This is a genomic window from Micromonospora sp. WMMD1120, assembly GCF_029626235.1.
GTDB lineage: Bacteria > Actinomycetota > Actinomycetes > Mycobacteriales > Micromonosporaceae > Micromonospora.
Window position 1 is genome coordinate 3,078,847 of sequence record NZ_JARUBO010000005.1, and the last position, 11,821, is coordinate 3,090,667.

The following is an 11,821-nucleotide window of genomic DNA, read 5'->3' on the forward strand; positions in this document are numbered from 1 at the left end:
AGTGCAAGGAGTCGCCCCGTGACCGCCGGTCGCCCGCCCCGCGTGCTCATCGACGCCACGAGTGTCCCCGCCGACCGTGGTGGCGTCGGTCGATACGTCGATGGCCTGCTCGGTGCCCTTGGCAAGGTGTGCGGGTCGGGGGTGGAGCTGGCGGTGGTCAGCCTCCGCACCGACCTGGAGCGCTACACCCGGATGCTGCCCGGCGCGGAGATCATCCCCGCCCCGGCCGCGGTGGCGCACCGTCCGGCCCGGCTCGCCTGGGAGCAGACCGGCCTGCCGCTGCTCGCCCAGCAGGTGGGCGCGCAGGTGCTCCACTCGCCCTTCTACACCTGCCCGTTGCGGGCCGGGTGTCCGGTCACGGTCACCGTGCACGACGCGACGTTCTTCACCGAGCCGGAGCATTACGACAAGTCGCGGCGCACCTTCTTCCGCAGCGCCATCAAGACCTCGCTGCGCCGCGCCGACCGGGTGATCGTGCCGAGCAAGGCGACCCGGGACGAGCTGATCCGCCTGCTGGACGCCGACCCGACCCGCATCGACGTGGCCTACCACGGTGTCGACCAGGCGGCCTTCCACGCCCCCACCGAGGAGGAGAAGGCCCGCGTCCGGGCCCGTCTCGGTTTGGGCAGCAGCAGTTACGTCGCCTTCCTCGGCGCCAAGGAGCCGCGCAAGAACGTGCCCAACCTGATCCGTGGGTGGGCGCGGGCGGTGGCCGACCGGACGGACCCGCCCGCCCTGGTGATCGCCGGTGGGCAGGGGCACGACGACGACATCGACCGGGCGGTGGCCGAGGTCCCGTCGCACCTGCGCCTGCTGCGCCCCGGCTACCTGCGCTACGGCGACCTGCCGGGCTTCCTCGGCGGTGCGCTGGTCGCCGCCTACCCGTCGTACGGCGAGGGGTTCGGGCTGCCGATCCTGGAGGCGATGGCGTGCGCCGCCCCGGTGCTGACCACGCCCCGGCTATCCCTGCCCGAGGTGGGTGGCGACGCTGTCGCGTACACCTCGGAGGACCCGGAGCAGATCGGCACGGACCTGGCCGCCCTGCTCGACGACGAGCAGCGACGGCTGTCGCTGGCGAAGGCGGGGGTCGACCGGGCCAAGGAGTTCACCTGGGAGTCCAGCGCCGAGGTGCACATCGCCGCCTGGAGTCGCGCCCGCGCCTGAAACCCGCGCCCCTGATCGTGACCCGTGCCACTACGGGCAGGCACGTCGGGCATGATGTGCGGATGCTTTATGCGGTCATTCCGGCAGGTGGCAGCGGCACAAGGTTGTGGCCGTTGTCCCGCGCTGGCCACCCCAAGTTCCTCCATCCGCTGACCGGCACCAGCGCGTCGTTGCTTCAGGCGACGGTGCAACGGCTCGCGCCGCTGACCACACCGGAGCGGACCCTCGTGGTCACCGGCGCGGCGCACGTCACGGCCGTCGCGCGGCAGCTCACCGGCCTGCCGGAGGAGAACATCCTGGTCGAACCGTCGCCCCGGGACTCCTGCGCGGCGATCGCGCTGGCCGCGGCGGTGATCGCGGTACGCGACCCGGAGGCGGTGATGGGCAGCTTCGCCGCGGACCACCTGATCCGCGACCCGGACAGCTGGGTCCGCACCGTGCAGGAGGCGGTCCGCGGCGCCGAGCAGGGCCTGCTGATGACCGTCGGGATCACCCCGACCCGGGCCGAGACCGGCTACGGCTACCTGGAGACCGGCGACGCGACCGAGGGTTCGCCGTGGCGGGCGGTGGCCGAGTTCAAGGAGAAGCCGGGCGCGGAGGTCGCCGAGGCGTACGTCCGTTCCGGCCGGCACCTGTGGAACGCGAGCATGTTCGTGTGGCGGGTGGACGTGTTCCTCGCCGAGCTGGCCCGGCAGCAGCCGGCGCTGCACGCGGGCGTGACGGCGATCGCCGCCGCCTGGGGCACTCCGGAGCAGGACGAGGTCCTGGGCGCGATCTGGCCGACTTTGCTGAAGATCTCCGTCGACTACGCGGTGATGGAGGGCGCTGCCACCGCCGGTCGCGTCGCGACGGTGCCGGGCGACTTCGGCTGGAACGACGTCGGCGACTTCCACACCCTCGGTGACGTGTTGCCCGCCGACGACGCGGGCAACGTGGTGCTCGGCACCGAGGCGAAGCCGGGTGTGCTGCTGCGGGACAGCAGCGACCTGGTGGTCGTCCCCCAGTCGGGTCGGTTGGTGGCCGTTCTCGGGCTGCGCGACCTGATCGTGGTGGACACCCCCGACGCGGTGCTGGTCTGCCCGCGGGACCGGGCCCAGGACGTCAAGACCCTTGTGGACGAGCTCAAGGAGCGAGGCGAAGAGGGCTACGTCTGAGGGCGGAGAGGGCCGGTGCGACCAACTGGGCGGTCCCACCGGCCAGCGGCTCGGGCAGCTCGTCCGGCGGGAACCAGCCCAGTTCCTCGGCCTCGTTGCTGACCTGCTCCACCGCCGCCGGCGGCGCGAGCACGGCGAAGCGTACGTCGTGGTGGAGCGAGCCGCCCTGGCACCGCACCTCGTGCACGTCCACGTCGATCGGCACCGGGTCGATGCGCAGCCCGGCGATTCCCGACTCCTCGGTCGCCTCCCGTAGGGCGGCGGCGACGAGCGTCCGGTCGACCGGCTCGCAGTGCCCGCCGAGCTGCACCCACCGGCTGAACTTGGCGTGCAGGCAGAGCAGCACCCGCGAGCCGGTGGCGTCCAGCACCAACGCGCTGGCGGTGACGTGCCCCGGACGGTGCTGCCGGCTCATCGCGATCGGTCCGGCGGCCAGCAGCGCCAGGGTCCGGTCCCGCGCGTCGGCCGCCTCCGGGCGGGTGGGCCGCCAGTCACGGAGCAGCGCGGTGGCGTCGGCGTGCAGCGCGGCGTACGCCTCGGCGGCTGTCGATTCGGTGATCGCGATGTCGGGCACGTCGCCACTCTACGAGCGCGCGCGCCGGTCGTCGGGCAGCGCCCCGGGGGCCAGTCGAAATCACTCGGGATGACCGGACGGCACCTCCGCGGACCAAGGGCCGCAGACCCTCGTGGTGCCGTCCGATCACCGGGGCCGCCCCCCCTGGCCCGGCGTGCCCGGGCGCCGGGGGCGTCGAGGACGCGCCGGCACCGTGTTCGGGCACTGGAAGCATGCCGAACCGGCCCCGAATGCGTCGAGGTTTTTCAGCCCTGGCTTAAAGATGGAGATTAGTGCCGGCCAGGTAGAGTCGAGCTGGTCAGCCGGCATCCCCCTGGCGGCGACACTGGAGCACCCCATGCTGAAGATCCACTTTTCCGGGGAGGACATCCTCCGGACCCGGGTGGCGCCGGCGGCGGACCCGGTCTGGGAGCTGGTCCTCAGCCTGCACGTGCTGCGCGGTCGCGACCGCGATCCGCTGACCGCTGACTGGCGGCGCAGCGTCTCGCGGGAGCTGCGGCAGGACGCCGCCACGGAGCAGCACCGGCTCCTTTACGCGCTGAGCCCGCCGCGCGGCTACTTCCCCGACTTCCTCACCCCGTACGAGAGTGTCGACGGCTTCGAGGCCGGGCTGGACGCGCTGCGCCGCACCCCCATCGAGCTGCTGCGCCGGGACCTGACACTGCTCGCCGGCGAGAGGCAACTGCCCTCGTCGGCAACCGCGCTGGCCCGGGGCGAGGTGACGGCGCTGCACCACCTCGCCGAGTCGATGGAGCAGTACCGGTCCGTGGCGATCAGCCCGTACTGGAACCGGATCCAGGCCGCTGTCGCGGCGGACCGCGCGCGCCGGGCGCGGGCGCTGCTCGACGGCGGCGTCGAGGGCCTGCTCACCAGCCTCCGGCCGGCGATGCGCTGGGAGCACGGGGTGCTGGAGGTCCACAACTATCCCTACAGCCGGGAGCTGCACCTGGACGGTCGAGGGCTGCTGCTCGTGCCGTCGTTCTTCTGCGCGGCCACCCCTGTCGCGCTGCTCGACCCCGCGCTGCCGCCGGTGCTCGTCTACCCGGTCGACCGGTTGGGCGGGCTGGCGTCCGTCGACCGGGTCGGAGCGGCCTCGGCGGGAGGCAACAGCGACTCACTGGCCGCGCTGCTCGGCCGTACCCGGGCGGCGGTGTTGCAGGCCACCGACGAGGGGTGCACCACCGGCGAGGTCGCCCGGAAACTCCACATCTCACCGGCGGCGGCGAGCCAGCACGCCACGGTGCTGCGTAAGGCCGGCCTCCTGGTCAGCCACCGGGAACGCAACAGCGTGCTGCACACGCTCACCCCGCTGGGCCGGGCCATGCTGGACGCCTGACCCGACCGTCCCGCCCCCGGATCATGGTGCTGCCCCCGAAGGCTGAGCGGGCAGGCCCCGAGGGCTGGGCGGGCACGGGACGACCGGCCGGTCGTCGCTCAGAGGGCGAGGGCGGCGCTGGCCGGGCTGCCCGGGGGCGGCGGCAACAGCGTCGACCCGACGCCCTCGGCGGCGAGGGCGACGCGCAGTCGGTGCAGGTCGGCACCGAAACGGACCAGCCCCATCGGTTCGACGGGCGTCGGAGGCGAGCCGAGCAGCAGCGTGGCGCCGTCCGGCCAACCGGGCATCTCGGCGACCAGTCCGGCGCGTACCTCGGCTTCGTCGACAAGTGTGAAGACGGTGCCGGGGGCGACCACCTCGGCCACCGTGTCGATGGCCCGTCGTACCGCGGCCAGGTCGGCCGGCGACGGGCCCTGACCGTCGGTCAGCGTGGCGGCGTCGGTCAGGCCGGAGGCGCGGGCCTCCGCGGTGCCGAGCGAGAAGAGGTCCTGCGTCGCGTCGCGGACCAGCGCCCGCGCGCCGCCGGTGTCGTCCCGGCCGGTGGCGGGCGGGTAGCCCCGCACCACGGCGACCGGCACCTGATCGCACTTGCCCTTGATCAGCTCACCGGCGCCGGCCAGCTCGTCCACCACCGCCATCTGGGTCAACTGCAACTCGTTGCCGTACGGGTCGACCTCGCCCCGGTGGTCGCGGATCGCCGGCATGCCGGCCACGCCGAGCGCCACGTCGGTGAGCCCGTTGCGCCAGGGTCGGCCCATCGTGTCGCTGATGATCACGGCGACGTCCAGGTCGTAGCGCTCCCGCAGAGCGTCGCGCAGAGCCCGCGCCGAGGCGTCCGGATCGACCGGCAGCAGCACCAGTTGGGTCTTGTCCACGTTCGAGGCGTCGATCCCCGCGGAGGCCATCACGAAGCCGTGGTGGGTCTGCACGATCCGGGTCGCCCCCCGGCTCGCGACCGTCCGGGCGGTCTCGCCGGCCAGGACCTCCTCCCGGGCGGCCAGCCGCTCCGGACCGTCCGCGGGGACGTCGACCAGCCGACCCTCCGCCTTGGAGACGATCTTGCTGGTCACCACCAGCACGTCGTCGTCGCGCAGCCACGGCGCGGAGGTCGCGATCATCGCGGCCAGGTCGTCGCCCTCGGTCACGTGGCCGATGCCGAGCACCGGCAGGATCTCCAGCCTCATGTCAACTCCACCGCCGCACGCACCATCGCCGCCGTCGCCGCCTCATCGGTCATCCGCAGCGGCACCGCGCGGACCGTCACGTCGGGGACCACGGTGCCGGCGTCCTCCTCGGCCACCAGCCAGCCGTCGAGCAGGCCGCCGTTCGCCCGACCGCCGTACATCCGGCCCACACCGGCCGCGCTGCACTCGACACCGAGCACGGCGAGACACCGGTCCGCCATTCCCCGGACCGGAGCGCCACCGATGATCGGTGCGACGCCCACCACCGGTGCCGGCGCGTTCGCCACCGCCTCGCGCACCCCGGGTACGGCCAGGACCGGCGCGACACTCACCACCGGGTTGCTGGGCGCCACGAGCACCAGGTCGGCGGAGCCGATCGCGTCGAGCACACCGGGCGCCGGCTTCGCCGCCTCCGCGCCGACGAAGACGAAGCGGTGGGTCAGGATCTCGGCCCGGTAGCGTACCCACCACTCCTGGAAGTGGATCGCCCGCTGCCCCTGCTCGTCCTCCACCACCGCGTGGGTCTCCAGGCGGTCGTCGGTCGCCGGGAGCAGACGTACGCCCGGCTGCCAGCGATTGGACAACGCCTCGGTGACGGCGCTCAGCGGGTAACCGCCGTTGAGCATGGTGGACCGCACCAGGTGCGTCGCGATGTCCTTGTCACCGAGCCCGAACCAGGTCGGCTGCGCCCCGTACGCGGCCAGCTCCTCCTTGACCGTCCAGCTCTCGCCGACCCGACCCCAGCCCCGCTCCGGGTCGGCGCCGCCCCCGAGGGTGTACATGACGCTGTCCAGGTCGGGACAGATCTTCAACCCGTGCAGCCACAGGTCGTCGCCGACGTTGACAACGGCGGTCACCTCCGCGCCGACAGCACGGGCGTACGCCCGCACGCCGAGCAGGAACCGGGCGCCGCCGATGCCGCCGGCCAGAACCACGATGCGCATGTCGACCATCCTCGCGCACGTGACGCCTCCGATCCGTCGGCGGCCCGGGAGACTAGGCTCACGTGCACCCTGTCCGCTCAATGCCCTAGGGGGAGTGTTCGTGACCAGCCCCGCCGAGCCCACGTCGTCCGACGCGTCGCAGGCCCGTCAGCTGACCAAGCCGCTTCGTGAACTGGCCGCGCTCGCGCTGCTCGGCGCGAACGCCGTGTTCCTCTTCGTGGGCCTGCTCCGCTGGATGGCCTCGGAGGACGCCACCAACGGCGCGGGGAACGCCTTCTGGGCGTTCATCGGGCTGGAGGCGGTGGTCCTCCCGCTGTTGGCCGTCCTGCTGGCCACGCACATCTCGCCGGTACTGCCGAAGGCGAAGCTGATCACCCAGGCCGCCCTCGTCGAGTACGCGGTCAGCGCGCTGTTCGGCACGCTGACCGTGCTGATCTGGACGGTCGGCCGCCTGGCCCAGGCCGAGGTGCTGGACGCGCTACTCGGCGTGCTCAGCCGGTTCGCCTGGATGGTGATCTTCGCGGTTGCCGCCTGGGTGGTCTACACCGTGTGGCGGGCGCACTACTACGTGCCCCGCCCCAAGCCGCAGCCGGGCGTCTACGGCCAGCCGCAGCCCGGTCAGCCGCAGTCCGGTCAGCCGCAGCCTGGTTGGCCGCAGCCGCAGGGCGGTTGGCCGGCCCCGGGTCAGTCCGGTGGTCAGCAGGCGGGCGCCTGGCCCACCGCCGGCCAGCCGGGCGGCTACCCGGCCCCCGGCCAGCCGGGCAGCTACCCGTCGGGGCAGTTCCCCGGCCCGTACGCCCAGCCGTCGCCACCGTTCCAGGCGCCGCAGTCGGCCCCACCGTTCCCGCAGTCGAGCCCGCCGTTTCCGCAGTCGGCCCCACCATTCCCGCCGTCCACGCCGGCGCCGCAGTCCGCCCCGCCGTCTCCGGCCACTCCGCCCGCCCCGGCTGCCCCGGCCGCGCCACCGTTCGGGCAGCCACCGTCGGCCGACCCGACGCAGTCCATCCCGCGCCAGACCGCAGATCCGACCGAGGTGATCTCGCGCCCCGCTGCCGACCCGGACGACGACCGCACCCAGCACATCAAGCCCGGCGAACACCCCGACCAACCCGGCTAACCCCCTGCCCTGCCCACCCCTGCCCCCTGCCCCCTGCCCCCCTGCCCCGCCCTCCCCGGTTGATCATGAAGTTATGGTCCGTCCGCACGGGGTGGTTTCTAGGCTTCAGTGCAACTGATCTTGGTTGGGCTGGGGGTGCTGGTGGCGAGGCCGGGTGTGGTGACGTTTGGGCATCGGCAGGTGTTGGAGCATCTGTGGGGGGCAGGGCGGACGATTTCGCAGATCGCGGGTGTGCTTGGGGTGTCGGTGAGCACGGTCTCGCGGGAGGTGGGCCGGTATCACAGTGCCCGGCATGGGACGAAGAACCCGTTGGGGCGGTCGTTGCCGTCGGGGCGGGCTCGGGCGCCGTATCGGTGGGGGTATCAGGCGCAGTGGGCGCAGCGGCGTGCTGACGCGGCGCGGCGTCGGCCGAAGGCGACGAAGTTGGGGGCCGGGACGCGGCTGCGGCAGGTGGTGCGGGGCAGACTGGCGCGTAGGTGGTCTCCGACGCAGATCGCCGCGTGGCTGCGGGCCATGTTCGCTGACCGGCCGGAGTTGCAGGTGTCTCACGAGACGATCTACCAGGCGATCTACGTTCAGTCGCGGGGCAGCCTGCGGGAGGAGTTGACTCGGCAGGTCGCTCTGCGCTCGGGACGCGCCGACCGGCGTGCCCAGTCGCGGCTGGCGGCAGCGGATCGGGGCCGCCGCCCCTGGATCGGGGACCTGCACATCAGTAACCGGCCCGCCGAGGCCACCGACCGGGCCGTGCCGGGTCACTGGGAAGGTGATCTGGTCATCGGCAAGGGCGGCCGCTCGGCGATCGTGACACTGGTCGAACGCGCCACCCGCTACGTGATGCTCGGCGCGCTGCCGCACGGGCGTGACACCGAAGCCGTCATCGGCGTGCTCACCGACCTCGCCGCCCGACTACCGACGCACCTACGCCGCTCACTGACCTGGGACCAAGGCAGCGAGATGGCCGCCCACGCGGTCTTCACCGTCGCCACCGGCTGCCCGGTCTACTTCTGCGACCCCCACAGCCCCTGGCAACGCGGCAGCAACGAGAACACCAACGGCCTGCTACGTCAGTACTTCCCCAAAGGCAGCTACGACTTCCGCAGCATCAACCAGAGCGGCCTCGACGAGATCGCCCACGAACTGAACACCCGCCCCCGCCAAACACTCGACTGGGCAACCCCAGCCGAACGCCTAGACCACCTCATCGCCGCCTAACGATTGCACTCACCCCTTGACCCCAAGCGGCGTGTCGTGGCGATAACTTCATGATCAACCGGGGGAAGGGCCGGGGGAAGGGCCGGGGGAAGGGCCGGGGGGCCGGGGGGTGGGTTCGGGTGGGCATAGGCTGAGTGGATGGTTGATCGGATCGACTCCGGGCCGGGCGCGGCTGGCGTACGGCGGGCGCTGGGCCGGGCCGCCAACGGGCGGGCGCTGGACGTCGACGAGGCGACGGCGCTGCTGTCCGCTCGTGGTGACGCGCTCGACGAGCTGCTCCGGCTGGCCGGGGGGATCCGCGACGCCGGGCTGCGCGAGGCCGGGCGGCCGGGCGTGGTCACGTACTCGAAGAAGGTCTTCATCCCGCTGACCCGGCTCTGCCGGGACCGCTGCCACTACTGCACGTTCGCGACGGTGCCGCACCGGCTGCCGGCGCCGTTCCTGGACCGGGACGAGGTCCTCGCGATCGCCCGGGAGGGTGCCGCGCAGGGGTGCAAGGAGGCGCTGTTCACCCTGGGTGACCGGCCGGAGGAGCGCTGGCCGGCGGCCCGGACCTGGTTGGACGAGCGCGGCTACGACTCGACGCTCGACTACCTGCGGGCCTGCGCGGTGGCGGTGCTGGAGGAGACCGGGCTGTTGCCGCACCTGAACCCGGGGGTGCTGTCCTGGTCGGAGTTGCAGCGGCTCAAGCCGGTCGCGCCGAGCATGGGCATGATGCTGGAGACGACGGCGACCCGGCTGTGGTCCGAGCCGGGCGGCCCGCACTTCGGCTCACCGGACAAGGAGCCGGCGGTCCGGTTGCGGGTGCTGGAGGACGCCGGCCGGGTCGGGGTGCCGTTCACCACCGGCATCCTGATCGGCATCGGGGAGACCCCGGCGGAGCGGGTGGACGCGCTCTTCGCGATCCGTCGCGCCCATCGGGAGTACGGGCACCTCCAGGAGGTGATCGTGCAGAACTTCCGGGCCAAGCCGGACACCGCGATGCGCGGCATGCCCGACGCGGAGCTGCACGACCTGGCCGCCACTGTGGCGGTGGCCCGGCTGCTGCTCGGCCCGAAGGCCCGGATCCAGGCGCCGCCGAACCTGATCGCCGGCGAGTACGACCTGCTGCTGCGCGCCGGCATCGACGACTGGGGCGGCGTCTCCCCGCTGACCCCGGACCACGTCAACCCGGAGCGCCCCTGGCCGCAGATCGAGGAGTTGGCCCGGCACAGCGCGCGGGCCGGGTTCACGCTGCGGGAGCGTCTGACGATCTACCCGGAGTACGTGCGCGCCGGCGACCCCTGGCTCGATCCGCGCTTGTTGCCGCATGTCATGGCGCTGGCGGACCCGCAGACCGGGCTCGCCATCGAGGAGGCCCGCCCGGTGGGCCGCCCGTGGCAGGAGCCGGAGGAGGTGTTCGGCGGCCGGACCGACCTGCACGCCACCATCGATACCACCGGTCGGACCGACGACCGGCGGGGCGACTTCGACAGCGTCTACGGCGACTGGGCCGCTGTGGCCGGCAAGGTCGCGCCCGAGGCGACCGCGCGGCGTGCGGGCGTACCCCCGATGACGGCCGGGACCGGCGCGGACCGGGACCTGGCGGCCGGGCTGCGGATCGCCGCCGACGACCCGGCCGCGCTGCTCGAACCCCGGCACACCGACGCGGCGCTGGCGCTGTTCGGGGCGGACGGGTCGGCGCTCGACGAGCTGTGCCGGCTCGCCGACGACGTTCGCCGCGCGGCGGTCGGCGACGACGTCACCTACGTGGTCAACCGCAACATCAACTTCAGTAACGTCTGCTACGTGGGCTGCCGGTTCTGCGCGTTCGCGCAGCGCGAGCGGGATGCCGACGCGTACCGGCTCTCCGTCGAGCAGGTCGCCGACCGGGCCGCTGAGGCGTGGGCGGCCGGCGCGAGCGAGGTCTGCCTCCAGGGTGGCATCGACCCGAAGATGCCGATCACCGGGTACGCCGACATCGTGCGCGCCATCAAGGCCCGGGTGCCAGAGATGCACGTGCACGCGTTCTCCCCGATGGAGATCGTCACCGCCGCCGCCAAGGCCGGCGTGCCGGTGCGCGAGTGGCTGACGCAGCTCCGCGAGGCCGGCCTGGACACCATCCCCGGGACCGCCGCGGAGATCCTCGACGACGACGTGCGCTGGGTGTTGACCAAGGGCAAACTGCCGGCCGCCGCCTGGGTCGAGGTGGTCAGCACGGCCCACGAGCTGGGCATCCGGTCCAGCTCCACGATGATGTACGGCCACGTCGACCACCCCGGGCAGTGGCTCGCGCACTTCCGGGTGCTGGCCGGCGTGCAGGACCGCACCGGCGGGTTCACCGAGTTCGTGGCGCTGCCGTTCGTGCACACCAACGCCCCGATCTACCTGGCGGGCATCGCCCGTCCCGGGCCGACCTGGCGGGAGAACCGGGTGGTGCACGCGATGTCCCGGCTGCTGCTGCACGGCCGGATCGACAACATCCAGTGCTCCTGGGTGAAGCTCGGCGACGAGGGCACCGTGGCGATGCTCCAGGGCGGCTGCAACGACCTCGGCGGCACGCTGATGGAGGAGACCATCTCCCGGATGGCCGGTTCCGGCAACGGTTCCGCGCGTACCGAGGAGCAGTTGCGGGCCATCGCGACGGCCGCCGGCCGTCCGGCGCGCAAGCGGTCGACTGCGTACGGTCACGCCCGACACTGACGTCGAACCTTTCCCCGCCGCCGGCCGTACCACGCGATGCCGGTGGCGGTCGCGGCGAGGATCGCCGCCGGCACCCCTCCGGGGCCCGGCGGCGTCACCGGACGCGCCGGACCCGGTCCGTCTCCGCGGGCGCGTCCGCGCCGCCGCCGAAAGGTTGCCCATGACCAGTGATCAGCGGAAGCGGCAGTGGCCGCGACTGACCCGCCGGCAGACGTTGACCGCCGCGGCCAGCGCCACCCTCGGCGCCGCCGCGCTCACCGTGCCGGGCCTGTCGGCCGCGCAGAACGCCCCGGGCGCGGCCGGACGTGCCGACGAACCGATGGTCGTGCACCTGCGCGACGGCGACTCCGGGACGATGGACATCTTCGTCGGCGAGTCCCGGATCGAGGTACGCGACCGCGGCCTGGCGGACCGGCTGCGGCGCGCCGCCCGGCGCTGACCCGCCACAGCACCC

At 73.1% G+C, this 11,821-nt stretch carries 10 protein-coding genes; 7 read left to right on the forward strand and 3 right to left on the reverse strand.

Going from position 1 to position 11,821, the window contains the following annotated elements; all coding sequences use genetic code 11:
• Positions 1–18 precede the first annotated feature (18 nt).
• Positions 19–1,164 carry a glycosyltransferase family 1 protein gene (locus O7634_RS14565; RefSeq protein WP_278150663.1) on the forward strand — a complete coding sequence of 382 codons (1,146 nt, stop codon included), beginning with the start codon at positions 19–21 and terminating at the stop codon, positions 1,162–1,164.
• Between the two features lie 62 nt (positions 1,165–1,226).
• A complete protein-coding gene (locus O7634_RS14570) occupies positions 1,227–2,318 on the forward strand; it encodes a sugar phosphate nucleotidyltransferase (RefSeq protein WP_278150664.1) in 1,092 nt (363 codons plus the stop codon).
• Here the strand turns inward: O7634_RS14570 and O7634_RS14575 are convergent.
• Complete coding sequence (locus tag O7634_RS14575; protein ID WP_278153975.1) at positions 2,287–2,883, reverse strand: NUDIX domain-containing protein; 597 nt, start codon at positions 2,881–2,883, stop codon at positions 2,287–2,289. The two genes, O7634_RS14570 and O7634_RS14575, sit on opposite strands and share 32 nt — an antisense overlap.
• Before the next feature lie 346 nt (positions 2,884–3,229).
• On the opposite strand from O7634_RS14575, the gene O7634_RS14580 reads away from it, so the two are divergent.
• Positions 3,230–4,228 carry a winged helix-turn-helix domain-containing protein gene (locus O7634_RS14580; RefSeq protein WP_278150665.1) on the forward strand — a complete coding sequence of 333 codons (999 nt, stop codon included), beginning with the start codon at positions 3,230–3,232 and terminating at the stop codon, positions 4,226–4,228.
• 98 nt (positions 4,229–4,326) lie between these two features.
• Here the strand turns inward: O7634_RS14580 and O7634_RS14585 are convergent, their stop codons facing one another.
• Positions 4,327–5,412, reverse strand: coding sequence for a coenzyme F420-0:L-glutamate ligase (locus tag O7634_RS14585; protein WP_278150666.1), 1,086 nt, complete (start codon positions 5,410–5,412; stop codon positions 4,327–4,329).
• A complete protein-coding gene (gene cofD / locus O7634_RS14590) occupies positions 5,409–6,356 on the reverse strand; it encodes a 2-phospho-L-lactate transferase (protein ID WP_278150667.1) in 948 nt (315 codons plus the stop codon). The genes O7634_RS14585 and cofD overlap by 4 nt, the downstream gene beginning before the upstream one ends.
• Before the next feature lie 100 nt (positions 6,357–6,456).
• Between cofD and O7634_RS14595 the strand changes: the two genes are divergently transcribed.
• The 4 genes from O7634_RS14595 to O7634_RS14610 all read left to right on the forward strand — a co-directional run bounded on the left by O7634_RS14595 (position 6,457) and on the right by O7634_RS14610 (position 11,806).
• The gene (locus tag O7634_RS14595) at positions 6,457–7,473 is read left to right on the forward strand and encodes a hypothetical protein (protein WP_278150668.1); all 1,017 of its coding nucleotides are present in this window, start codon (positions 6,457–6,459) and stop codon (positions 7,471–7,473) included.
• Between the two features lie 246 nt (positions 7,474–7,719).
• Positions 7,720–8,685 (forward strand): IS30 family transposase, encoded by a 966-nt coding sequence (locus tag O7634_RS14600; RefSeq protein WP_347404255.1) that lies wholly within the window; start codon positions 7,720–7,722, stop codon positions 8,683–8,685.
• 138 nt (positions 8,686–8,823) lie between these two features.
• Positions 8,824–11,367 carry a bifunctional FO biosynthesis protein CofGH gene (locus O7634_RS14605; protein ID WP_278150669.1) on the forward strand — a complete coding sequence of 848 codons (2,544 nt, stop codon included), beginning with the start codon at positions 8,824–8,826 and terminating at the stop codon, positions 11,365–11,367.
• A gap of 160 nt (positions 11,368–11,527) precedes the next feature.
• Positions 11,528–11,806, forward strand: a complete 279-nt coding sequence (locus O7634_RS14610; protein WP_278150670.1) for a hypothetical protein — start codon at positions 11,528–11,530, stop codon at positions 11,804–11,806.
• Positions 11,807–11,821: the final 15 nt, after the last annotated feature.